Consider the following 23,531-nt stretch of genomic DNA (forward strand, 5'->3'; position numbering starts at 1 on the left):
TTAGACCGTGCCCGGGGTCGCCTCCGGGGACCGGTGCCCTGGTTCGGGCGGGACCGCGATGGCCTGCTGCCCTCCGTTCAGGGCTGCGGCGATCTGCCGGGCGATGTCGCCCGAATCCTGCGCGTTCAGACCGCGGACGTTCTCGGAACTCACCGTGATCTGCGTGGCGTCGGGCAGTGTGACGGTGACGGTCTGGCTGCCGCGCCGGCTCTGCAGCCAGGCCACAAGAGCGGCGCCCAGGGCCGCCGTCAGGCCGCCTGGTGCGAGCAGGACGGGCAGCAGTTCGCCGACCGCTCCCATCTCACCGGCCCCCGGCTCTGCGGACTGCGCACGGCCCAGCTGTTCGCGCAGCTCGGGATGGCGCTGCAGCCAGCGACGCAGGTCCGCCAGCGCGGCGGCGGATGCTGTCCAGCTGCCGGTGTCGTCCGGGACCGATGCGGTCACCGATAACGCGAGCTCCATGCTGCCCCTCCGCTCTTCGGAACAACTACTTCGCTTCGGTTCGAGGCTACATCGGGCAGGCTTCGTTCATGTCCATTTTTGTGACGGTCTTGCACGTGAGGGCCAGGTGTCCGGCGGCGGCAAGCCGAGGGAGTGCTCACGCCCGAAACCGGCGGGCGGTGACCTGGGTCACCGCCCGAGTGACCCGGGATGTGGAGGTAGCCGGTCATGCCCGTGGTCTCGGACCAGGCGCCGGGCAGTCTCAGGAATCCGTAGGTCCCCATGCTGCGATGGGAGCACGAACTCCCCGAGCCGTGTGTCCTGCATCCCGAAGAGGTGGACACCCATCCCTGGGCGGAGGACGACACGCTGCCCGCCTCTCTGATCGCCGGCACCGGCACCGGCGCACGGTACGCCGCCCAGGCGGCCGAACACGGCCCTGACGCCCCCAGTTACTGTCGATCCCGCCCGGCTGGAGGGTCGGCGGCTTTCCGAGCTGGGCGTCAACGGGCCCGATGGCCATCGGCTGCGGATCCTGTTCGATGCCGATGCGACTGCTGCTGACCGCCGGCAGCGACGAGATGGACGGCGGCTCGCACAGCTGGGTCCCTCCTGAGGACCGCGCCCCGTCCCTGCGGGGGAAGGCCTCGATCCAGGGCGGCCCGTCCGTTGTCAACCGACCCGGCTCCGCTTCGGCCGAGACCGAAACCTGGCGAAGGCTCCCGCCGAGGCGTGCCCGGCGGCCTCCGCCGCATCCCGCTCCTGGCCGACGGCTGGTTCTACGCCCTGCCACTGCCCCGCCTGCACCTGATCGCCCTCGTCCGCGTCATCCCCCCGTACACCGATCTGTAAGAGCTGCCGACGGCGTCCCGCAGCGCCAAGCACCAAGGGCCGCCCCGCACTCCGCGGGGCCCCGGCGCGGAACATACGGCCAGGACTCCGCGCGCGGGAGCGGGGGCTAGGGAACGACCAGGAAGAACGGCTGCTCCCGGGAAGCGTCGCCGATGGCCGTGAGGGGGCCGACCGGGTGGAGGCTGTCACGGGTGTGGGCCGCGCCGGCCGGGCCGGTGGTGACTCTGGTGATCCGGGTGACCAGTACGTGCGGATTCTCCGTGCATCAGCTCGGGTAGCCGATCGTCGCGTTGCCCTCGACCCACTCATAGTCGTGCAACTTGTTCAGGTAGAAGTAGTAGGTCCCGTCGTCGTGGGCCGTGAAAAACGCCCTCTTTCCCCTCTCGCAAGTCAACGTGTGCCCCTCCAGCTTGATGTCCGACCCGATCACCGAGCGCCGTAGCTCGACGTAGAACGTCTCCCGCTCCCGGCACCAAGTCACCGTGAAGGAGGTCGAACCACGCTTCTGCTTCCAGGTACGGGTCTCCATCTCCCGCTGGAAGCTGAAGGAGATCTTCTTGTCGGTCCGGTCGGCGGCGTAGGCCGACCCCGTCTGCACAGCGGCGAGCGACGCCGTACAGAGAACAGCGGCCACCACTCGGCCCATGGTCGAACGAAGCACGTGATCTCCCTCTCCGGAATGCCAGGTGTGCGATCACCCTGACAACGACGGGAAGACACGACTGGTGACGAGCAGTCGTCGGCAGATGTCACAAGCCCCTGACCTGCTCAAAAGACCACGCGACTTGTCATGTAGGGAGCCGACACAGGCACACAGTGCGCCTCTGAGCGCTGGGGCAGGTGACACAGAAGGCCTGAGCGTGCAGGCGAGCTGGGGTGCTCCCTCGTAGGGATGGCGCCGTCGCCGCTGGCGAACCTCCGGGCTCCGTCGTGCCGTCGCAGCAGTCATGAAGCCGATCGACGAGCAGCACATCACGGAGCCCGGCCTGGTGGTCCTGGACATCACCGGCGGGGACGAGGACACCCGTCCGGGCCGTCATGGCCGCGCTGGAAGAGCATCAGGCGTTGGCCCGGTGCGCCGGCACCCCGGCGAGCCAGGCGTGCCGGCCCGGGTCTACGCCGACGTCCTGGGCCCAGGGCGCGACGGGCCGTAGGCGGCAAGCCGTGGGCAAGGGGCTTGCCCAGGCTCCGCTTGGGCTTGCCCAGCCCCCTCTCAAGGTTGCCCGGCCACCGGTGTGCTGCGGGCGCTGATGGTGCCGACGGCTTGGCACAGGAGCGGGGTGAGGCCGTAGAGGCGGGCCGACGGCAGAGCGAGCCCGCAACGCTGCCCACCAGGATCTGCACCGTCTCCCTGAGAAGGGCGTTCGCCCCGCTGGACTTTGCCGGTCTGTGGGCCTCGATGTCGTCCTAGTACTGCAACGGTGTTTGCCGTGACGGTTGGGCAGTTCGGTCGTTGGTCGGTTCATGGGTGGGGAGCTTGCTGATGCCCGGTCGTGGGCTGGTGAACTGAACTTGTTGCATGAGCGGTTCGTGCACCGTTTTTCCAGGTCGGAGCCGCGGGAGTCGGCTCTTGCCTATATGCGGGGGCTGATGGCTCCGCTGGAGCGGAAGAACGGCTGGACGCTCGCGGAAGAAGCCGGGCATACGGGTCCGGACCGGATTCACCGACTGTTGAACCGGATCGACTGGAACGCCGATGAGGTCCTGGACGATGTGCGGGACTATATCGTCGAGCATCTCGGCGATCCGGACGCAGTGCTGATCGTGGATGACACCGGGTTCCTGAAGAAGGGTGTCCGCTCGGCCGGCGTCCAGCGTCAGTACTCCGGGACCGCAGGGCGGACGGAGAATTCCCAGATCGGGGTGTTCCTCGCCTATGCCGGCGGCCGGGGCCGCACGTTGATCGACCGGCGCCTGTATCTGCCCACGTCATGGACGGATGACCGGGAACGGTGCCGGGCGGCTGGCATCGACGACACAGTCGCCTTCGAGACGAAGGTGGTGATGGCCAAGGCCATGGTCCGCCGGGCCATCACGGACCGGATTCCGTTCCGGTGGGTGACCGCGGACGCCGCCTACGGCTTCTCCAAAGGCTGGCGGACCGAGCTGGAGCGGGCGGATGTCTTCCATGTCATGGCGACCACCCGCCATGACACCGTCGTCTCCCGCTGGGCCATGGATCATCCCGTTCACGACCTGTTTCCCGGGCTGCCGAGGCAGAAGTGGAAGCGCCGTTCCTGCGGCGACGGCGCCCACGGCCCCAGGGTCTACGACTGGGCGAGGGTCGAGGTCCGTCCCTGGCATCGCGAGGACCGCCGGCACTGGGTGATCGCCCGCCGAAGCGTCCGCCGGCCGGACGAGATCTCCTACTACATCGCCTACTGCCCAGCCGAAACCACCCTGGACGAACTGATCCGCATCGCGGGAAGCCGCTGGGCGGTCGAGGAATGCTTCCAGAGTGCGAAACAGGAATGCGGCCTGGACGACTACCAGGTCCGCCGCTACGACGGCTGGCACCGCCACATGACCCTGGCGATGGCGGCCCATGCCTGCCTTACCGTCCTGCGGGCCCGCGAACTCGACACCGGGGAAGCAGAAACGGATCCTCCCGGCTCATACCCCTCACCCTCCCCGAACTCCGACGCCTGATCCACCGCCTCGCCCACCGTCGCCCGGCACCCGTCGACCATTTCCTCCACTGGTCACACTGGCGCCGACGACGACAGTTCCAGGCCCGCATCAGCCACTACAAACGACGCGGCCACACACCACCCGAAGCCAACAAACCATCACGAAAAAGACCGTTGCAGTACTAAGTGCCGCTACTCCGGCATTTCCGTCAAGGCCCTCTGCTGGTCCATGGCCGTCCCCGCCCTTCACGGGTTCGGTGACCAAGTCCGCACTGCTGACCCATTTCGTCGCCGACTTCGTTCCGCCATGCCGACTGGCACCCGGGTTCCCTCGCCAGAGCGAATCCACCGAGGGGTGCAGAGCATCAGGAGCGTCACCGGCTGAAACTGCTCACGGACCCGGTGGCGTACGCCGAATCCGGCGGCACAGTGATGTAACAGCCGCACCTGAATCGGGACCCTGATGGCAGCGGCAGTACTAGCGTGGGGCGACAGGACTTCCTGGAGGACGATCATGAGCGCTCAGCCTGAGCACACGCCCATCCCGTCGTATGCGCCCGCGCCCGGTGCCCCGGCTGAACTCCTCGCCCAGCTGCGTGCCGACCGGCGTGCGCCGCAGTGGGTGCCGGCCTTCGAGCGGGAGTGGACGGCAGCGCTGGAGGAGTCGCGCCGGACGTTCTCCCTCGCCGGTCTGTACGAGGTCGTCCAGGACTGGCAGGGTCGCCTCGCCCATGCCCCGGCGGTCGACGCGTTCGTCGCCTCCGGCTACGACGACGGCGAGACGATTGACATGGCAGAGCTGCGGGGAAGGCGCCGGTGACCGGGCAACCGCACGCGGTCCGCTTCTCCGCGCCGGCTGCGAAGGTTCTCGACACCCTGCCCGAGCACGCAGAGGACACTGTGTGGGACGTCTTGGACGCCGCCGCGGTCAACCCATGGGGGTTCGGGCAGTGGAACGCCGACGACCCCGAAGGCGAGGACGTGCGCTACGCGTCGGTCGGCAGGCTGTCCCTCACCTACTGGGTCAACAGACCCCTGCACCGCCTGACCGTCCTGAACATCGTTTGGCTCGGATAGCCACCCGGTGACAACGCCTCGGCGCGGGCATCGCAACTGTCGGGGCTGGAGCGTTCTCCATCGTAGGCACGGCTTTATCAGCCGTGCCCTGCACGGCACCGTCCTGTATTGGCGATCTGCTCGTCCACGGCCGCCGCGCGCCTGCTGGCCGAGTCCCGGCTGACGGTCGTTACTCGTTCCCTGCCGGTGGCAGAGCGCCTGAGCGGGGCGGGCCGGGAGCTGGGTGACGTGGCTCCAGCCGCGGCCGTCAGTCGCCGTGTGCTTGGGAAGACCTGCCGGGGTCCCGGGTGGGGGCCGGGACCCCGGCAGGCCGGTCAAGGCCGCGGCGGCCGTAGTGGCATCAGTTGACGGTCCACTGCTGGAGCGTGGTGCCGGTGTCGGGCTGCTGGGTGACCAGTGCGCCATTGGCGGAGGAAGCGGTGGTCAGGAGCAGTCCGCTCCAGGCGGAGGCGACGGTGTGGGTGCCGTTCGCCTGCCGCGTGATGTTCCAGCGCTGGTTGGCGCCGTTGCTGCAGGTCCACTGGACGATCTTCGCGCCGGGGCTGGTGGAGCCTCCTTCGACGTCGGCGCAGAGGCCGGACTCGCTGTTCTTGAGCTGGTACGTGCCGTCGGTCTGTTGAGTGAACGTCCAGCTCTGGTTGGCACCGCCGTTGGGTGACCAGGTGATGAGCTGGGTGCCGGGGGTAGTGCTGTGGCCTGGGTTGTCGAGTGCCTTGCCCCCGGCGGTGAGGGTGTGGACTCCGTCGAGGGAGGCTGTGACCGCCCAGGTGAACGTGGCCGTGCCCCCGGCGGTGCCGGAGGCTGCTGTGACCGTCACGGTCGAGGCGCCGGCGGCGGTGGGAGTGCCGGTGATCAGGCCGCTGGAGCTGATGCTCAACCCGGTCGGCAGGCCGGTCGCCGTGAAGGTCACGGGCTTGCCGAGGGAGTCGGTTGCCACGACCTGGAGGGAGACGGCCTTGTTCACGGTGCCGGCCTGGTTGCCCGGATTGGTGACCATCACCGTTTCGGGGACTTGGGCGATCGGGATCAGTGTCAGGGTCTGCTCGCCGGCCGTGCGGGTGCCGCCGACCGCGTTGCCGGTGGTGTTGGTCCAGCTGCGGGTGGGGGTGGTTTCGGCAAGGCGGGTGGAGTCCGCGGAGAGGCCGATGACGAGGCCGCTGTACCGATTGACGATCTTGTACGTGCCGGTGGAGGCGCCATCGACGGGCGAGGTGCCGCGTATGACGAACCACTGCTGGCCGACCGTGGGTCCGCCGGTTCCCGCCGCGGTGACGGTGGGCTTGGTGCCCCAGGCGCGGGTCGCCGTCGAGGCAGCGCCCACCCCGAGGAGCTGACCGGTGCCGGAGTTGGCGATGCGGTACGAGCCGTCGCCGTTCGAGGCGAAAGTCCACGACTCGAGGCCGGAGCCGGTGGCGGCGGCGCTCGACGTGGTGGCCGAGCTGCCGGAAACCTGGGCCAGGACCCGGCCGCCCGCGCTGCCGATGCGGTAGGCCTTGGAGGTGTCGACCGGCGCGGCGGGCTCGGTCGTGTCGATCGCGAGGTTGACGTACTCGCTACTGGCTCCGTTGGAGCAGCCGAAGGAGCAGTACGAGCGGAAGTTCTTGCCCACGATGGTGGAGCTGGTCTTGTTGCCGCTGTCGAGGAACCAGCGGTACCAGGAGGCGTTCTTGTAGCTGCCCGTGTCGCCGAGACGGAACCACTTCTGGGTGGTCAAGTCAGCGGTGGCGTAGATCTCCTGGGAGGCGTTGCCGCTCTGGTCGACCGCCTGGGGCTGGCCGATGTACAGGCCGAGGTGGGCGTTGTAGGTGATGTCCATGACGAACAGCGGGGACGTCGGGGGCATCAGGCCGGCGGCGACCTGCTGGCTCACGGAGCCGCTGTTGGCCGGGTCGTACTCCTTCGACGGCGGGGTGTATCCGGTCGCGCTGCCGGAGCCGACGGGCACCATGTTGCTCTCGCGGCCGCCCAGGCCGGGCTCGGACCAGGCGCCGTCGTACCACTTCTGCCAGGAGCCGGGCGCCAGCTTCGCCGATATCGGAGCGCGGGCGACGTGCCCGTAGAACGCGGCCCAGCCGCCGCCCTTGTTCACGATCCGGGAGCCGTAGAAGGCGTAGAAGTAACCGGACCCGGTGTCGACGAACAGCCGCTGGTCACCGGTGCCGTAGTGGAAGGTCTGCTGCGGGAAGGCGGCGTCGTCCCCGCGCTCGGTGCTGTAGTGCGAGGTGATGACGTGGTCCTTGATGGTCCACGTGCGGCCCTGGTCCTTGGAGACCGCGTAGTCGATGCCGTCGTAGTGCAGGCCGTCGGTGAACGGCTGCGGGGTGAACTCGTTGTGCACGAGTCCGTACCAGTCGCCGGTGTCCGGGTCGACCCAGACGCCGGCGAGGTCACAGTAGTTCCGGTGTGCGTAGCTCGAACCCGCCGGGGCGGGTGTCGCTTCGAGCCCGGTGGGGCTGTTGTTGCAGCGCCAGGTGGTGTCGTTGTTGCGGTCGTTGGAGTTGGCCGGGTTGACCGCGTCGCTGATGGCGACGGACCGGGTGGCGGTGTCCAGGTTCGTCCCGGTGAAGAACGTCCACTTGCGGGGATCGTCGGCGCCGTAGAGCGCGTGGGCCTGCTGGAAGTAGAACGTGCCGTCCTTGTCGACGTAGGTGCCGGCGGGGGTGTCGTCAGGGTGTGTCCAGGAGCCCTTGGCGCCAACGGTGACGGAGTAGGTGGCGGGGGCGGGGACAGGGGCGGTCGACGCTGCGGATGCCGAGGGCATCATCAGCGTGCTGCCGCCGGAGATGACCAGCGCGGCGGCGGCGAGTGCGCCGGCCAGTCTGCTTCGAGGAGTGATCACGGGTACTCCCTGATGGGAGGAGCCTAGTGGGGCGGCTCCCTTGACGGTCCGTCGTCCTTGGGGACGGCGGTTGTGCTCGGGACTGCTGCGAGGCGGCCCGAGTGGGGTGCTCCGCGCCCCGGGGCAGGACGACACGGGGCGCGGAGCAGTGTGGGGGGCGGGTCCTCAGACGCCCGCCAGAACGTTCAGGAGGCGCGCGACTTCCGCCGCGACCTCCTCACGGGCCGGGCCGAGGTACTTGCGGGAGTCGCTGACCGCGGGCTGACGGTGGAGTTCCCGCCGGACGGTCGCGGAGAAGATGCCGTTGAGGTGGGTGGAGATGTTGACCTTCGTCATCCCCGCCGACACGGCTTTGGCGAGGTCCGCGTCCGAGACGCCCGACGAACCGTGGAGGACCAGCGGCACGCGGGTGGCGCTGCGCAGCCGCGCGATCAGGTCGAAGTCCAGTACGGCGTCGCGGGTGGCCATCGCGTGGGAGCTGCCGACCGCCACTGCCAGGCAGTCCACTGCGGTCGCCGCGGCGAACTCCCGGGCCTCCGCGGGGTCGGTGCGGACACCGGGGGCGTGCGCGCCGTTCTTGCCGCCTACCTCGCCCAGCTCCGCCTCGACGAGAACGTCGGCCCGGTGCCCGTACTCGGTGACCGCCCGGGTGGCCGCGACGTTCTGCCCGTACGGCAGCTTGGAGGCGTCGAACATCACGGAGGTGAAGCCGAGCCGAACGGCCTCGTGCACCAGGTCCTCGGACTCGGCGTGGTCCAGATGCACGGCCACGGGCACCGTCGCCTGCTCGGCCAGGGCGAGTGCGGCGCGGCCGATAGGTGCGAGGGAGCCGTGGTAGCGGATGGTGTTCTCGCTGATCTGGAGGATCACGGGCAGGTTCGCCCGGTGTGCTCCGTCCACGATGGCTTCGGCGTGCTCGAGCTGGACGACGTTGAACGCTCCGACCCCCCGGTTCAGGGCGTACGCGGGGCCGATGATGTCGTCAGTGGCTGTCAGCGGCATGGGGCCTCTCCACACTCACGGTTGCGGTCGTACGGAACTGGTCGTAGAGGTCGCGGCGGAAGTCGCCCGCGAGGGGTGCCGGGACGGCGGCCGCGGACAGCGCGACGGCGTCCCGCAGGAGGTCCGGCCAGGGCAGGCCCGTCGCGAGACCGGCTGCGAGCGCGGCGACGCAGGCGTCACCCGCGCCGGTCGGGTTGCCGCGCAGCTGGGCGGGCGGAAGGGTGCGGTAGCGCCCCTCCGGGGTGACGGCGTGCAGGCCCTGGGGGCCGTCGGAGGCGACGACCGTCCGAGCGCCGCGCGCCTGGAGTTCCGCGGCCGCGTCGGCGACATCGGACCGTCCGGTGACTTCGCGGATCTCCGCCGCGTTCGGCTTGATCACGTCCGGGCCGGCGTCCAGCGCGGCGAGCAGGGCGGCGCCGCTGGTGTCGAGGACGGTCACGGCCCCGGCGTCACGGGCCGTCGCCAGCAGTCCGGCGTAACTGTCGCACGGCAGACCCGGCGGGAGGCTGCCGGCAAGAACGACGACGTCGGCCCGGGCGGCGAGTTCGGCGAACCGCCGTGTGAAGGCCCGCCATGACTGCGGGTCGACGTGCGGCCCGGGCGGGTTGAACACGGTGGCGTCCCCGTTGCGTTCGGAGACGACGGTGATGGTCTTGCGGGATTCACCCCGTACGGGGACCAGTGCGTCCTTGAGGCCGGACGCCCGCAGGTCCTCGCGGAGGATCCGGCCGGTCGTCCCTCCCACCAGACCCGTGGCGAGCACCGGGTGGCGCAGTGCCGCCAGGACCCGCGCCACGTTGATGCCCTTGCCGCCGGCCCGCTCGACGGGCTGCGTGACGCGGTGGGAGGCATGGGGGGTCACCTCGTCGACGAAGTAGGTGACGTCCAGGGCGGCGTTCAGGGTGACCGTGAGGATCACAGTGCTCCTCCGGCCGGGTCGGCCACCAGCTCGACCGGCCTGCCGGCCGCTGGGTCGGCGTCGGCGGCTTCCCAGCCGAGCAGGCCGGCTCCGAGGCAGCCGGCCTGCTCCCCGAGAGCCGCCCGGACCAGCTCCGGTCGCCGGTGACAGCTCAGGCGGCGGTCGAGCGCGATGCGCAGGGGGTCGATCAGGAGGCCGCCGGCCTGGGACAGGCCCCCGCCGACCACGATCACTTCCGGAGCGAGGACCGCGGCGCACGCGGCGAATGCTTCCGCCAGCGCCTCGACGGCGCGCTCCCACACACGGCACGCCACCGGATCGGCACGCGCCACGAGAGCCGCGACCTCCTCGGCCCCCTCGACCTCATGCCCAGACCGGGCGGCGTAGGCGGCGGCGATCGCGCGGGCCGAGGCCACCGCCTCCAGGCAGCCCCTCATGCCGCACGCGCACTGCTCGGCTCCGGGGGCGACCGTCAGGTGTCCGATTTCTCCGGCGTATCCGCACGCACGGAGCGGACGGCCTTCGACCAGGAGGGCGGCGGAGATTCCCGTGCCGATGGCCACGAAGAGGGCGTCGTCGAAGCCGCGGGCTGCGCCGAGCCTGCTCTCCGCCGTGCCGCCGGCGCGGACGTCGTGGCCGATCCGGACCGGGAGTCCCGTCGCGTCCGTGAGTACCGCGGCCAGGGGCAGGTCGTACCAGCCGAGGTTGACCGAGTGCACCGCGCGCTGCGTGGGCTCGTCGACGATGCCCGGGACCACGATGCCCGCGGCGACGGGTTCCACGCCGATGCCGACCGCCGCCCCCGCCAGGTCGCGCAGCAACCAGGTGATCGCGTCCACCGTGGCTTCATGGCCTTGGCGCCGAGGGGTCGAGCTGCGCAGGGTCGCCAGCGGCCGCATGGTGCGGTCGAGGAGCGCGCCCTTCATCGACGTGCCGCCGACGTCCAGAGCGATCACGCAGGTGCGGCTGCCGGCATGCTCAGGCATGCGCGCCGGCCAGCACCACGGAGCGGCTCAGGGCACGGGGCCGGTCCGGGTCGAGCCCCCGTGCGCCGGCCAGGTGGACGGCCAGGCGCTGGGCCCGTACGAGGTCGGACAGCGGGTCCAGATCGCCGGCCGCGTCGCCGGATTCGGCGACATAGGCGACGCCGGTACGGGCGACGTCGTCCGCGAGGCCGTGCGGTGCGGGGCCGAAGACCCAGGTGCCGCGGCCGGGGCGGGCGATGCTGATGGGGCCGTGGCGGTACTCCATCGCCGGGTATGCCTCCGTCCAGGCGCCGGCCGCCTCCCGCATCTTCAGCCCCGCCTCCAGCGCAAGGCCGTAGGCCCAGCCATCGCCCAGGAAGGTGATCTGCTCCGCTGCGCACATCTCCTCGGGCAGCGGTGCGGCCACGGCCCGTTCGGCGTCCGCGGCGGCCTGCGCGATCGTACGCACTCCCCGGGGCAGCGGGCCGCCGCTCTCCAGGTGGGCACGCAGAAGGGCGAGTGTCGTCGTGGCGAACCTGGTCTGCACGACCGACTTCTCGTCGGCGTAGGCGAGTTCGATGACGCCGTCGGCAACGTCGGCCACCGGGGTGCCTGCGTCGGCGGTGACGGCGGTGACCGGCGCCTGCCCGCGCAGCCTGGCCAGGAGGTCCAGGACTTCGGTGGTGGTGCCCGAGCGGGTCAGCGCCACGATGCGGTCGTAGCGGCGGCCCGCGGGGAACCGGGAGGCGGCGAAGGAGTCCGTCTCGCCTTGACCGGCCCGCTCGCGCAGTTCGGCGTAGGCCAGGGCCATGAACCAGGAGGTTCCGCAGCCGACGACGGCCACGCGCTCACCGAGCCGGGGCAGGACGTCCTGGTGGTCGGTGACCGAGGCGGCCGCCCTGCGCCAGCAGTCCGGCTGGGAGGCGATCTCGCGTGAGGTGTGGGAGGTGTGTGCGGAGCCCGGGGGAGTGGACATCGGTGCTGGATTCCTTCGAGGTGTTGCGCGGTTGCTGAATCGACCGCGCGAGGGGTGTGGGGGAGCGGCGTCGGCGCTCAGTCGAACGTCTCGATGTACTCCTCGCAGGGCCCGAGGTCGGGCGCGTCCACGAGGTCGACATGGTGGCCGAAGCGGTCGAGTTCCAGGATCGTCAGGAGGTTGTCCCCCGTGCGCAGCAGCGGACGGGGAAGGTACAGGGTCGTCTGCGGGCCCACGTCCCAGTAGCGGCCGAGCAGGGTGTCGTTGACCCAGACGAAGCCCTTGCCGAAGCCGGGCAGGCTCAGGAAGGTGTCGGCGGGCTCATCGACGTGCAGGCGTGCGGTGGCGATGCCGCGGCTGTCGGCGGACTCGGCGGCCGTGCCGGCGCGCGTGAGTTCCTCGGCGGTCCACTCGTCGAGCGGCAGGGGGTACATGGACCATCCGTGGACGAGCCGCCGCTCCACGCGGACCCCGCCCAGAATGCCCTTCCCCTGTCCCAGCAGGGGGCCGTAGTTGATGCGTCCCTGGTTCTCCACCAGCAGGTCGAGTTGGATCGCCGCGCCCGTGCCGGTGACGCCGAAGGACGCTGTCGGCCGGTCCAGGACGGTGACGAGGGAGCCGTCGACGAAGACCTGTGCGCGGTCGTGGAGGCCGGTGACCGTCACCTCGTGGGTGCCGGGCGGTACGACCGGGTGCGCGGTGTAGAGCACGAGGCCGGAAGCTTGGCCGAGCTCCTCGAAACTCAGCGGGTTGGCGGCGTGCACGGGCGTCGACACCGACCTCAGTGCAGCCGGCAGCGCGGATCCGCGGTGTACGGGGAGGGTGGCGGGCTCCAACAGGGGCGGGTCGTCCGGCGGCTCGGGGACGGGCCGTGTGCTGTGGGGGGCGAGCTTCTCGCGCAGCGCGTAGAACTTGCTGGTGAGCGCGCCGTGTTCGGCCACTGGGGCGTCGGAGTCGTAGCTGGTGATGGTCGGCTGGAGGGCCGTGCCGTCGTGGTTCGCGCCGGCCCACAGCCCGAAGTTGGTGCCGCCGTGTGCCATGTACAGGCTCAGCGACCCGCCTTGGGCCAGGATGCCGTCGACGTCGTCGGCGGCGTTCGAAGGGGATCGGACGTGGTGCTTCTCGCCCCAGTGGTCGAACCAGCCGTTCCAGAACTCGGCGCAGAGGAAGGGCTCGTCGGCGCGGCGTGAACGCAGCAGCCCGGCAGCCTGGTCGGGGCGTGACCCGAACGTGGCGGCCGCGAGTTCGCCGGGAAGGGTGCCGCCGTCGAGCATCAGCGGTGTGGGCCCGTCCGCGGTGAACAGGAGCTCGCGGACGCCGCGTGTTGCCAGGGCGTCGCGCAGCCAGCGCATGTAGGTGTGGTCGTCGCCGTAGCTGCCGTACTCGTTCTCGATCTGCACGGCCACGACCGGGCCGTCGTGTGCCGCCTGGTGGTCGGCGACGAGCGGGATCAATACGTCGAACCAGCGTCCGACCTCGTCGAGGAACTCGCGGTGGCTGCTCCTGGGCCGCATGCCGGGCCGTCCGGTCAGCCAGGCGGGCAGGCCGCCGTTGTCCCATTCGGCGCAGATGTACGGGCCGGGGCGGACGATGACGTCGAGGCCGGTTTCCTCGGCGAGCCGGAGGAACCGCGGCAGGTCACGCCAGCCGTCGAAGCGGATGTCACCGCGTCTGCGCTCGTGGAAGTTCCACGGCACGTAGGCGTCCACGGTGTTGAGGCCGAGTGCGGCGACGCGCCGGAGGCGGTCGGCCCATTGCTCCGGGTGGACGCGGAAGTAGTGCAGGGAGCCGGACAGGACCCGGTGGGGCTGCCCGTGGCGCAGGAAGGCGCCGTCGGCCCAGCTCAGCACGGGCTGCGTGACGAGCGCGTCGGTGACGGGGGCGGGGCGGGCGGTGCCGGCGGACTCGGTGGTGAGGGCGGGAGGGGTCATTTGACGGCTCCGGCGGTCATGCCCGCGCGCCAGAAGCGCTGGAGCGCGAGGAAGGCGATCAGAAGCGGGGCGATGGAGACCAGGGACCCGATGACGACGAGGGGCGGTGGTACGGCGACGTGGCTGGCGTTCCAGGCGACGAGACCGACCGTGACCGGCTGCAGCCGGTCGTCTCCCAGGACCATGGCGGGCAGCAGGTAGTTGTTCCAGATCTCGACGAACTGGAACAGGAAGATCGTGACGAGGGCAGGGAGCATCATCCGCACCCCGATCGTGCGGAAGATGCGGAACTCACCCGCGCCGTCGAGACGGCCGGCTTCGAGGACCTCGTCGGGCACGCTCTGCTCGGCGAAGACGCGCGCCAGGTAGACGCCGAAAGGGCTGACGACGCTCGGCAGCAGGACCGCCAGAGGGTTGTCGATCAGGTGAACGCCCGAGAACATCAGGTACAGCGGCAGAGTGAACAGCACCTTGGGCACGAGGACGGCTGCCAGGACCAGGGAGAACAGAGTTCCGCGGCCGGGGAAGTCGTACTTGGCCAGGGCGTACCCGGTCAGGGCGGAGAAGACGGTGCCGATGAGCGCGCCGACGCCGCAGTACAGAACGCTGTTGAGCATCCAGCGCCAGAAGATGCCGTCGTCCTGGCTGCTGAGCCGGGCGACGTTGTCGAACAGGCCGAAGCCGTCGAACCACAGGCCGCTGCCACTGAACTGCTCCCCGAAGGGTTTGGTCGCAGACACCAGCAGCCACCACAGCGGGAAGAGGAAGTAGAACGCGGACAGCCCCAGCAGGGCGAGTACGGTGACGCGGCCGGCCGGGCGCGTCTCGCGGCGGGGTCCGATCCGCTTGGGCGCCGGCGAGGGGGCGGGAACGGGGGCAGGGATCACCGTGGTCATGCCTGGTCTCCTCGGCGGGTCAGCTTGAAGAAGATGAGCGACACCAGGCCCACGGCGACCGCGAGCAGGACCGACTGGGCTGCCGCGTAAGGGTAGTTGCCCGCTGCGACCGCGCTCTGTGCCGACATCAGAGGCGTGAAGGCGGAGGAGATCGAACCGCCGGAGACCGGCTGCAGCACGGTCGGCTCGTTGAACAGCTGGGCCGATCCGATGATCGAGAACACCGTGGTGAGCACCAGCGCGCCCCGTACCGCGGGGATCTTGATGCTCCAGGCGATCCGCAGGGCGGAGGCTCCGTCCATCCGGGCGGCTTCCAGGACCTCGGCGGGGATGGACTGCAGGGCCGCATAGATGATGATCATGTTGTAGCCGGCCCAGCTCCAGGTGACGATGTTGGCCACCGACCACAGCACGATGTCGTCGTCGAAGAACGGGATGGTGACGGAGAACGGTTCGAGCAGCCGGTTGAGCGGGCTGGACGTCGAGGAGTACATGAACGACCACACGAGTGCGGCACTGACGCCGGGGATCGCGTAGGGGATGAAGCTCGTCAGTCGGAAGAAGCCCCGGCCCCGCGCCGACTTGGAGTCGATGAGCAGGGCCAGCACCAGTGCCACTGCCAGCATGAGCGGCACCTGTACGACGCCGAACAGGGCCACGCGGCCGAGCGAGGCCGTGAACGATCCGTCGTGCACGGCGCGCACGTAGTTGTCCAGAGGGGCGAAGACCTCCGTCGGGGCGGTCAGGCCCAGACCCGACCGGCGGACGGTGAAAAGACTGTTGTAGGCCGCGTACAGGATCGGTGCGATGTACATGGCCACGAACAGGGCGACGAACGGGGCGCAGAAGAGCAACGGGCTCAGAGGCCGCGGGCGCCCGGAGAGGGCTCCGCGTGCGGGCCGGGACGGAGCGGCGGCCGCCGGGCGCCGTCCGGTTGCGCGTACCGAAGGGGAGGCTTGGGTCACGAACGGGGTCCTCACTGTGGTTCGCCCCGCCGGCCGGCGAGTCAACGGCGGGGCGACTGCTTGCACTTGCTGATGGCGGGGCGGGGGCGAGAGGTATCCCTGTCGCGTCCCCGCCCCGGCGACAGTGCTACTGCGCGACCGCCAGGCCCTGCTTGCGCATTTCGGCCAGGGTCGAGTCCTGAGCGTGGCCCAGGGCCTGCGCGATGGTTCCCTTTCCGGTCCACGCCTTGCCGAGGCCGTCATTGAGGTCCGCGACCGTGGAGGTCATCAGCGGGCCCCAGGTCCACCCGGGGTCGACGTCGGGCGCGGCCGCGGCGAAGACGTCGTAGATCTGCTGGCCGCCGAAGTAGGGGTCGGCCTTCAGCTGCGGCAGGTGGAGCAGATCGTTCGCTGCGGGATAGAGCGAAGCCTTCTCGACCAGCGTGCCGAACGCCTGCTTGTCGGTTCCCAGCCAGTGGGCGAACTCCCATGCAGCCGCGGTGTTCTCGCAGCCCTTGAGCACGGCCGTGGCCGATCCGCCCGCGTTGCCGACCTTCTTGTCGCCCTCCTGCCACTGCGGCATGGGGGCGACGGCCCACTGCCCGTCCCCGTCCTTGGCGCCGCCCTTGATGACTCCCGCCTGCCACACCGCCCCCACGACCGTGGCGATGTCGCCGTTGCCCAGCCCCGTGTACCACGCCTGGTCGTACATGGGGGCGCTGCTGATCAGGCCGTCGTTCGCGAGGCCCTGCCAGTAGTCCGCGACCTTCTTGTTCTCCGCGGAGGCCATGTTGACCTTCCAGGCGTCCTTGTCGACGCCGAACCAGTCGGCGCCGGCCTGCCAGGCGAGCCCGGCGTAGTCGTAGTCGAGGTAGGGCGAGGAGATGAACCGCTTGGGGTCGGAGGCGTGGATCTTCTCCCCCGCGGCGCGATACTCGGCCCAGGTGGTCGGGGGCTTCAGACCGAGCGAGTCGAACAGCTTCTTGTTGTAGAAGAGGGCCATGGGGCCGGTGTCCACCGGAGCTCCGTAGACGGCCTTGCCGAGACTCACCGCGTTCCAGGCGGCGCTCTGGTACTCCTGCTTGGCGGAGCCGGCGTGCTTCGACACGTCCTGGAGGGCGCCCTGGGCGGCGAAGCTGGGCATCGTCTCGTACCCCACCTGGGCCAGGCAGGGTGCGTTGCCCGCCTTCACGGCGTTCAGCATCTTCTGGTAGCCACCCTTCGCCCCGGGCTGCACCGTTTGGTAGGTGACCTTGATGTCCGGGTGGCCTGCGTTGAAGGCGTTGACGGCGTCCTCGTAGCCGGGGGCCCATCCCCAGAATGTTATCGATGCCTTTCCGGAGGCCGATGGGGTGCCGGACGCCGACCCCGAGCAGCCGGTGGCCGCAAAGGCGAGGGTGAGGACTCCCGCCGCTCCCACAAAACGGATGAAACTACGCTTCACAGCTCCTCCTGAGTGCCGTGGCAGGCAACGGAGACGTCCTGCACGGGGGGCCGCCTGTCCGACGGGGCACACCGACGGTGTCGTCCGCCCGGTGTGCTGGCCGAAACTATGGCAGAGAATGTTATCGATGCCAATAGGCGGTAGCGGTTGGTGTCCTGGCCAGTGAAACTGCACGTGAACAGCCATGTGAGCGATATCATTGACCAGGTCGGACAGAAGAAAGGGATCCCATGGCGAAGAGCGGTGACACCCACAGCGGAGCGCGCCCCCCGGGCATGGTGGACGTTGCCCGGGTTGCGGGCGTGTCCGCGCAGACCGTCTCGCGCGCGCTCGCCGGCCACCCCAACGTGCAGGAGAAGACGCGCGCGAAGGTCTTGGCGGCGGTCGACCAGCTCGGCTACCGCCGCAACAACGCCGCGCGGATGCTCTCGTCGGGCCGGAGCCGGAGCATCGGCGTCGTGACCCTCCAGACGAGCTTCTACTCCAGGGCCGCCGTAACCTCCGGCATCGAGAAGGCTGCCCATGAGGCCGGCTACGCCGTCAGCGCCGCCACCACCGCCTCGCTGGACACCTCCGCCATCGAGAACGCGCTCTCCCGGCTCGCTGACCAGGACGTCGAAGGGATCATCCTCTCGGTGCCGCTCATTCATACCAGCAGCAGGATCGAGCAGCTCACCCGCTCCACGCCCACCGTCACCATCGACGGCTCGCGCACCGACGCGACCGAGGTCCTCGCGATCGACCAGGTCCAGGCCGCTCGCATCGCCACCCAGCACCTGCTGGACCTCGGACACGAGACGGTGTGGCACATCACCGGCCCCGTGGAGTGGCTGGAATCAGCCCACCGCCGCGACGGCTGGCAATCCGCCCTCGAAAGCGCGGGCCGTGCGGTGCCGCCACCGCTGGAGGGGGACTGGTCACCCGCCTCGGGCTACCGGAACGGCCTGGTGCTCGCGCGGATCCCGGACGTCACCGCCGTTTTCGTCGCGAGCGACGAGATGGCCTTCGGGGTGATCAGGGCCCTGCACGAGGCGGGGCGGCGCGTACCGGACGACATCTCGGTTGTCGGATTCGACGACATCGAGCTCGCCGAGTACTGCTCACCCTCCCTCACCACCATCGCCCAGCCGTTCCAGCACATGGGCGCCCTCGCGGTGACCCATCTGCTCCGCCAGATCGACGCCCCCGGCCCCGTCCCCGAGCCGCGCTCGGTCGAACCGCGCCTCGTCGTACGTTCCAGCACGACGACCGCGCCCGGTCGCTGAGCCCTGATGCCTTGAGGGTGCGGACGCCGGGCTGCCGGGCGTTGAAGTCGTCGGACACGGGTGCAGGTGCAGGCGGAGGGAGCCGGCTCACGGCGTGATCTCGAGTGGTGGAGCGGTGCACAGCGCGGCACTGTGCGCCGGGCACATGCGCCACGCCGGTGACTGTGCCCACAGCACGGTTCTGGTCGTGGTGGCCTGTTCATGGCGCCTCGGCCACCGCGTGCCACGAGGTCGCCCTCGGGCTGTCCGGCCGGGGCCCGGAGCCCTCCGACGCCCCGTGCACCGCCGCTGCGGCGGACTTCGAGGCCCACCGCATCGACTTGCCGGTGCCGGGTACGAGCAGCGCGGCCGTGGTGCGCGGTGGCGCGATCGTCCTGGACATCGCGCACACCGGGACCCTCGTGGTCACTGCGGCGCGGATCGTGCTCGGCGCGCCCGTGCCCGCGGACACGACGTCGCCTGCGGATCGGCCGGGCCTGTTCCGGTACGCAGGGCGGCCCGCGCTCTCGCTGTACGCGCGCCGCCTGCCGGCCCATCTCACGCCGAGGTCGGTGTACTTCCAGAACGCCGTCCGGATGCCGCTGGCCCTGGCGGCCAGCCGGATGATCGAGGGCGTGCTCGATCTGTCCCACGGCGTGTGGACGCTGTTGGCCACCCTCACCGTGACTGCCTGTTTCGTATCACCTGTGCGGGCTAGGAGTTGTCGTCAGAGTGTCACGCCCACATCAGGAGCGACGCGAGGGTGACGGCTGCTTGGTAGGACTGGGCGGTCTTGTCGTACCTGGTCGCGATGCCGCGCCATTGCTTGAGGCGGTTGAAGCACCGTTCCACGACGTTGCGGTGCTTGTAGACCTGCTTGTTGAAAGCCGGCGGTCGGCCGCCCCGGCTGCCTCGCCGGGTTCGGTTGCGGACCTGGTCGGATCGTTCCGGGATCGTGTGCGTGATGCCGCGGCGTCGCAGCCAAGAACGGATGGCCTTCGAGCTGTAGCCCTTGTCGCCTATGACGTGGTCGGGCCTGATGCGCGGTCTGCCCGGCCCGATCCGGGGCACCCGTATCGCGTCCATCACGGCGGTGAACTGGGTACAGTCGTTGATGTTCCCGCCGGTCAGGACGAACGCGAGGGGTCGGCCCGTCCCGTCGCAGGCCAGGTGAATCTTGCTGGTCAGCCCGCCGCGGGACCGGCCGAGGGCCGGGCTGCGGAGCCCCGTTACCGTCGGCCGCTCGGACCTGAACGCGGGTACCAGCGGAGCCGTCGTCGAGGCCACCGATGTGGTCGTCCATCCGGAACGCAATGTCGCCCTGCTCAAGCTGAGCACGCCGGTCACCAATGTCGCCCTGGCGCTGCTGTCTGGTCAGGCGCCCGCCGCAGGGCAGGCCCTGCACAGCGCTGGTTTCGGGCGTATCGCGAGCAGCTGGGTTCCCGGGCTGCTGAACAGTGGCCAGTTCAGCGTCACCGCCACCACCGCTGACGGGGTCGTCGATCTCCAGCCCTCTGGTGACTCGGCGATCTGCCAGGGCGACGCGGGCGGCCCAATCACGCGTGACAACGCGGGCCGGCACGAGCTGGTCGCCCTGACCACCGGCTCCTGGCTCGGCTCCTGCCTCGGTGCCCCGGAGGGTGAGACTCGTAGGGGGGCTCGGGCTGTGCGCGTCGACGACCTCGGGCAGTGGGTCAAGGACAACGTCACCGTGCCGGGTCCCGACACCAGTAACCTGACCGACCAGCGTGCGCTGGCGGACTTCAACGGGGACGGCAAGGCCGACCTGGCCGCCGTCGACAAGAACGGCACCCTCCAGATCTACCGCAGCCGCGCCGAGGGCACGTTCGAGCCGACCCCGACTGCCGTCGGAACCCCCGGCGTGTGGAAGACGGTCCAGCGGATCTTCGCCGGCGACTTCAACGGCGACGGCAAGCGGGACATCGCCGCCGTCTGGGAAAGCGACCGCATCCAGCTGCATTCCGGCAAGGGCGACGGTACCTTCAACCTCGCAACCGTGCTGAGCCCCCAGAACGCCACCTGGGCGCAGCTCAAGCACCTCACCCGCTACAAGGTAGACCCCTCCAGCCCCAAGGACGGCGTCCTCGCGACCCGCCCCAACGGCGATCTGTACGCCTACAAGGTCGGTACGAACGGTCAGCTCGACTTCAACGGCGGCAAGAAGATCTGGCCCGACACCTCCTTCAACAGCGTCATCATCCTCGGCACCGGTGACTTCAACGGCGACGGCTGTGACGACGTCGTGGGCGTCTGGGAGAACGGCGCCCTGGTCCGCTGGACCGGCAACGCCTCCGGGACCCTGGACTCCGGCGGTCTGGCCGCGGCCGGCACCTGGACCGACCTGAAGATCGTCACCGGTGACGTCGACGGCGACGGCAAGATCGACATCGTCAGCTGGAAGGGCACCAAGATGACCTTCCACCGTGGCCGGGGCAACGGCACCTTCGAGGGCGTCCAGCCCTGACCCACAGGCTCACCGACCCTCCGTCGCAAGTGACCGGAATGCTCCCGGCGGCGCGGCGGCGGACCAGGTGACGGGACCTCCGTCCTGTTCGCACAGCCCCACCCACCCGATTCCGGCGGCTCCGGCTGACGCCGACGACGGAATCCGGTCATGCACTCTCCCGGACGTGAGACGCCTCCACGGCGCCTCCCGTCCGGGGTCTTACACACGATCAAGGACTTGAAGTGATCTCTAACCTGATGCGGCGCGCCAGGGGCACGCTCGCGGTGACCATCGCCGCCGGCGCCCTGCTCGCGGCCACGTCTCCGGCCCAGGCCGCACCCGTCCCGGCGCTCACCGCGGCCGGCGCCATCGTGATCGACGGCACCAACGGGGCCACGCTCACCGCCAAGGACGCCGACACCAAGCGCCCCATGGCGAGCACCACGAAGATCATGACCGCCCTGGTGGTTACCTCCCTGCCGAACCTCAACCTCGACCAGAAGGTCACGGTCAAGCAGGAGTACCTGGACTACGTCTACGTCCAGGGAGCGAGCTCGGCCCAGCTCAAGGCCGGGGCGACCCCGACGGTCCGTCAGCTGCTGTACGGGATGATGCTGCCGTCGGGCTGCGACGCCGCTTACGCCCTCGCGGACACCTTCGGCACGGGTACGACCATGGCGGCCCGCACGGCGGACTTCATCGCGAAGATGAACGCCAAGGCCAAGGAACTCGGCATGGCGAACACCGTCTTCGACTCCTTCGACGGCATCTCGTCGACCGGCAAGAACCTGGCCAGCCCGCGCGACCTGGCCACGCTCACCCGGCAGGCGATGGCCGACCCGCTGTTCCAGACGCTGGTGAAGACCACCACGTACAGCACCGGCGGCACCTCCGCCGTTGCCGCCTGGAGCAACACCAACCTGCTGGTCCAGCCGCGACCGACCGGTTATGGCGTTCCGGGCGCGATCGGCGTGAAGACCGGCACGACCACCGCCGCCGGCAAGTGCCTCGTCTTCTCCGTCACCCGCAACGGCAAGACCATCATCGGTGTCCTGCTGAACGACGAGGAGCGCTACATGGACTCCATGGCCCTCACCGACTGGGCCCTCGGCCCGGCAGCCGGCTCCAAGAACGCCCTCCAGCGCAGCAACACCGCCCCGATCCCCGACGTCCTCGACTGACGGCAACCGTGTCCGTGGTGACGCCACAGGTGGGCCTGCCCCGTCGGCTGACCGGCATCTCGACCGGCCGGTCGGTGATGTGGCGGGCCCGCCCCGGGTGTCACCACGCATGCGGCCGGACGGGGGTGAGTCGTGGTGATGGATCCATTGTGAAAGAAGGAATGAGGATTGTGGTGACGCGCAGGGCCAGGCATCTGGCGGTATCGGGCGCGGCGGCTGGTGTGTTGCTGGTTCTGACCGCCTGCGAGGGCGGGGCGGGCAGTGCGGGAAGCGGCAAACAGAGCGCCGACGGCGTGCTGCTGTCCCAATCCATGCAGTTGTTCAGGGACTCGCCTTCGGTGCGGGTCACGGCCAGGTCCGCGGTCGCCATGGGGAGCGGGGTCGGGATCTCCGTCGACCGCGACAAGAACTGCCGCGTCGAGGCCCAGGGCGGGTTCTTCCAGGTCGCCGTCGAACGCGGCGGCCGTACCTGGATGAGCTGGAGCGACGACTCCCTCCAGAAGGCCGCTACCAGCCCGGACGGCGAACGGCTGAAGAAGGAACTGCGCGGCAAGTGGCTGGAGCTCGCTCAGGAGGGCCGAATCCGCAAGAGCATGGTCGACCTGTGCGCTCTGACCCCCTTGCGAACCGTCACTGACCAGCTGGCAAAGCCCAGCCGGCACACCACCCGGCAGCCGGAGACCACCGAGGACGGAGAGCGTCTCGTCCCCCTGCGCCTGGCCGAGGGCGACACGTCGGTGACCGCCTTCATCAAGGACGGCGAGAAGCCCTACCCGCACAAACTCATCGTGAACATAACGACGTTCGCCCCGACACCGGTCGACTTCTGGCTCGACGCCTACGGCGAACCGGTCACGGTGGCGCCACCGGCTGCCGCGCAGACCGTCCGTTCCGCGTCCATCGAGGCCCTCGCGGAACGTCACCTCGCGGCTGGGCTGCCCAGCAGCACCTAAGGGCGGTCATGAGGATCAGGAAGCCGACCGGGCCCGGTCGGTGGACTTGGGGACGTGGCCGGTGATCTCCCATTTGAGGTGAACAGTGCAATTGGTGAAGGCTTCCAGCGCATGACCGATCCGGTTGTACGGCGCCTCCCAAGCGTCGTGGTCGGCGTTGGGTGCGAGTGATCGCATGAGGGCGCCGCAGTGGCGCTCGACGTTGGAGGCAGCGTCTATCTGGTTCATGCCCGCTGGTGTCGGCTCGGCCTATAGACGGACCTGGTTCTGCCTGGCCGAGACCTCGTCGCCCACGAACAACGCCAAGCCCACCTTGTCGTGGTCGGCGACTTCGACTGCTCGGGCGAGGAGATCGAGCGGGACTGGGTGGAGCGGACGCGCTGCAGGAGCTCGGTGACCCGGGTGCTGCTCACCTACGAACAGGTGCGCGCGTACGGCCTGCCCGCGACCGAGGGCAAGCGCGGCGACCCGAGGTAGCCGGCCTTCGCCCGGCGCTTCGACTTCGACATCGAGCATCCGGTGCAGTGGGAGGTGGAAGCGCTGGAGCCGGACGAACTCCAGCAGCTGGTCCTCGCCGCCGTCGACCCGTACATCGACCGCGACGTCCTCGCGCAGCAGATCGCCTGCGAGGAGCAGCACCGCCGCGCCTTGGAGGACTTCGCTGGCCGGTGGGGTGCGGCGGGCGATGAGCAGTCTTAGGTGGTGGCTTGCGCGGGTGGGTGAAGCGCAGGGGGACGGCCTGGCAGGTCAGCGGCTCCTGATGGGCTGCG

23 protein-coding genes and 1 pseudogene are annotated in these 23,531 nt (G+C 69.8%); 11 read left to right on the plus strand and 13 right to left on the minus strand.

Annotation, left to right across the window (positions count from 1 at the left end; translation table 11 throughout):
* Together OG295_RS36920 and OG295_RS36925 are read right to left on the minus strand one after the other, a co-directional pair.
* Positions 1-462 (minus strand): hypothetical protein, encoded by a 462-nt coding sequence (locus OG295_RS36920; protein WP_371681028.1) that lies wholly within the window; start codon positions 460-462, stop codon positions 1-3.
* A 1,096-nt stretch (positions 463-1,558) separates the two neighbouring features.
* The gene (locus tag OG295_RS36925; RefSeq protein ID WP_371681029.1) at positions 1,559-1,954 is read right to left on the minus strand and encodes a hypothetical protein; all 396 of its coding nucleotides are present in this window, start codon (positions 1,952-1,954) and stop codon (positions 1,559-1,561) included.
* Positions 1,955-2,240: 286 nt separating this feature from the next.
* On the opposite strand from OG295_RS36925, the gene OG295_RS36930 reads away from it, so the two are divergent.
* The 4 genes from OG295_RS36930 (at position 2,241) to OG295_RS36945 (ending at position 5,000) form a co-directional block, all read left to right on the plus strand.
* A complete protein-coding gene (locus OG295_RS36930) occupies positions 2,241-2,447 on the plus strand; it encodes a DUF6207 family protein (RefSeq protein WP_371681031.1) in 207 nt (68 codons plus the stop codon).
* A gap of 310 nt (positions 2,448-2,757) precedes the next feature.
* A complete protein-coding gene (locus tag OG295_RS36935) occupies positions 2,758-3,942 on the plus strand; it encodes an IS701 family transposase (protein WP_371681032.1) in 1,185 nt (394 codons plus the stop codon).
* A 495-nt stretch (positions 3,943-4,437) separates the two neighbouring features.
* Entirely contained in the window at positions 4,438-4,743 is a 306-nt protein-coding gene (locus tag OG295_RS36940) for a DUF6247 family protein (RefSeq protein WP_285529438.1), read from the plus strand.
* Positions 4,740-5,000, plus strand: a complete 261-nt coding sequence (locus tag OG295_RS36945) for a hypothetical protein (RefSeq protein ID WP_030241655.1) — start codon at positions 4,740-4,742, stop codon at positions 4,998-5,000. Before OG295_RS36940 ends, OG295_RS36945 begins: the two co-directional genes overlap by 4 nt.
* Positions 5,001-5,340: 340 nt before the next feature.
* Here the strand turns inward: OG295_RS36945 and OG295_RS36950 are convergent, their stop codons facing one another.
* From OG295_RS36950 to OG295_RS36990, 9 genes are all read right to left on the minus strand, one after another.
* Positions 5,341-7,839, minus strand: a complete 2,499-nt coding sequence (locus OG295_RS36950) for an RICIN domain-containing protein (protein WP_371681033.1) — start codon at positions 7,837-7,839, stop codon at positions 5,341-5,343.
* Between the two features lie 165 nt (positions 7,840-8,004).
* Positions 8,005-8,841: a class II fructose-bisphosphate aldolase gene (locus tag OG295_RS36955; protein ID WP_030241667.1), complete on the minus strand. Its 837-nt coding sequence runs from the start codon at positions 8,839-8,841 to the stop codon at positions 8,005-8,007.
* Positions 8,822-9,760 (minus strand): 1-phosphofructokinase family hexose kinase, encoded by a 939-nt coding sequence (locus OG295_RS36960; protein WP_285543963.1) that lies wholly within the window; start codon positions 9,758-9,760, stop codon positions 8,822-8,824. The genes OG295_RS36955 and OG295_RS36960 overlap by 20 nt, the downstream gene beginning before the upstream one ends.
* A complete protein-coding gene (locus tag OG295_RS36965) occupies positions 9,757-10,746 on the minus strand; it encodes an ROK family protein (protein WP_371681035.1) in 990 nt (329 codons plus the stop codon). The genes OG295_RS36960 and OG295_RS36965 overlap by 4 nt, the downstream gene beginning before the upstream one ends.
* The gene (locus OG295_RS36970; RefSeq protein WP_285543965.1) at positions 10,739-11,701 is read right to left on the minus strand and encodes an SIS domain-containing protein; all 963 of its coding nucleotides are present in this window, start codon (positions 11,699-11,701) and stop codon (positions 10,739-10,741) included. The genes OG295_RS36965 and OG295_RS36970 overlap by 8 nt, the downstream gene beginning before the upstream one ends.
* Positions 11,702-11,778: 77 nt before the next feature.
* Positions 11,779-13,632 carry a beta-galactosidase gene (locus OG295_RS36975; RefSeq protein ID WP_371681036.1) on the minus strand — a complete coding sequence of 618 codons (1,854 nt, stop codon included), beginning with the start codon at positions 13,630-13,632 and terminating at the stop codon, positions 11,779-11,781.
* Positions 13,629-14,528, minus strand: coding sequence for a carbohydrate ABC transporter permease (locus OG295_RS36980; protein ID WP_351036384.1), 900 nt, complete (start codon positions 14,526-14,528; stop codon positions 13,629-13,631). The genes OG295_RS36975 and OG295_RS36980 overlap by 4 nt, the downstream gene beginning before the upstream one ends.
* Positions 14,525-15,343, minus strand: a complete 819-nt coding sequence (locus OG295_RS36985; RefSeq protein ID WP_100661228.1) for a carbohydrate ABC transporter permease — start codon at positions 15,341-15,343, stop codon at positions 14,525-14,527. Before OG295_RS36985 ends, OG295_RS36980 begins: the two co-directional genes overlap by 4 nt.
* A 277-nt stretch (positions 15,344-15,620) precedes the next feature.
* On the minus strand, positions 15,621-16,916 hold the full coding sequence (locus OG295_RS36990; protein ID WP_285543969.1) for an ABC transporter substrate-binding protein: 1,296 nt from the start codon (positions 16,914-16,916) through the stop codon (positions 15,621-15,623).
* A 275-nt stretch (positions 16,917-17,191) separates the two neighbouring features.
* Between OG295_RS36990 and OG295_RS36995 the strand changes: the two genes are divergently transcribed.
* Positions 17,192-18,181 (plus strand): LacI family DNA-binding transcriptional regulator, encoded by a 990-nt coding sequence (locus tag OG295_RS36995; protein ID WP_285529444.1) that lies wholly within the window; start codon positions 17,192-17,194, stop codon positions 18,179-18,181.
* 164 nt (positions 18,182-18,345) lie between these two features.
* A complete protein-coding gene (locus OG295_RS37000; RefSeq protein ID WP_371681037.1) occupies positions 18,346-18,927 on the plus strand; it encodes a hypothetical protein in 582 nt (193 codons plus the stop codon).
* Here the strand turns inward: OG295_RS37000 and OG295_RS37005 are convergent.
* Positions 18,896-19,372 (minus strand): annotated as a pseudogene (locus OG295_RS37005) (IS5 family transposase); the annotation flags it as partial. The gene OG295_RS37000 and the pseudogene OG295_RS37005 sit on opposite strands and share 32 nt — an antisense overlap.
* On the opposite strand from OG295_RS37005, the gene OG295_RS37010 reads away from it, so the two are divergent.
* The 3 genes from OG295_RS37010 to OG295_RS37020 all read left to right on the plus strand — a co-directional run bounded on the left by OG295_RS37010 (position 19,338) and on the right by OG295_RS37020 (position 22,761).
* A complete protein-coding gene (locus tag OG295_RS37010; RefSeq protein ID WP_371681038.1) occupies positions 19,338-20,645 on the plus strand; it encodes an FG-GAP-like repeat-containing protein in 1,308 nt (435 codons plus the stop codon). The pseudogene OG295_RS37005 and the gene OG295_RS37010 overlap by 35 nt on opposite strands.
* A gap of 239 nt (positions 20,646-20,884) precedes the next feature.
* On the plus strand, positions 20,885-21,808 hold the full coding sequence (locus tag OG295_RS37015; RefSeq protein ID WP_371681422.1) for a D-alanyl-D-alanine carboxypeptidase family protein: 924 nt from the start codon (positions 20,885-20,887) through the stop codon (positions 21,806-21,808).
* 221 nt (positions 21,809-22,029) lie between these two features.
* A complete protein-coding gene (locus tag OG295_RS37020; RefSeq protein WP_371681039.1) occupies positions 22,030-22,761 on the plus strand; it encodes a hypothetical protein in 732 nt (243 codons plus the stop codon).
* A gap of 15 nt (positions 22,762-22,776) precedes the next feature.
* On the opposite strand, the gene OG295_RS37025 is transcribed toward OG295_RS37020, so the two are convergent.
* Complete coding sequence (locus OG295_RS37025; RefSeq protein WP_371681040.1) at positions 22,777-22,989, minus strand: hypothetical protein; 213 nt, start codon at positions 22,987-22,989, stop codon at positions 22,777-22,779.
* Between the two features lie 90 nt (positions 22,990-23,079).
* Between OG295_RS37025 and OG295_RS37030 the strand changes: the two genes are divergently transcribed.
* The gene (locus OG295_RS37030; protein WP_371681042.1) at positions 23,080-23,238 is read left to right on the plus strand and encodes a hypothetical protein; all 159 of its coding nucleotides are present in this window, start codon (positions 23,080-23,082) and stop codon (positions 23,236-23,238) included.
* Between the two features lie 42 nt (positions 23,239-23,280).
* Positions 23,281-23,460 (plus strand): hypothetical protein, encoded by a 180-nt coding sequence (locus OG295_RS37035; protein WP_371681043.1) that lies wholly within the window; start codon positions 23,281-23,283, stop codon positions 23,458-23,460.
* Positions 23,461-23,531 lie beyond the last annotated feature (71 nt).

The organism is Streptomyces sp. NBC_01276 (assembly GCF_041435355.1).
Lineage (GTDB): Bacteria > Actinomycetota > Actinomycetes > Streptomycetales > Streptomycetaceae > Streptomyces.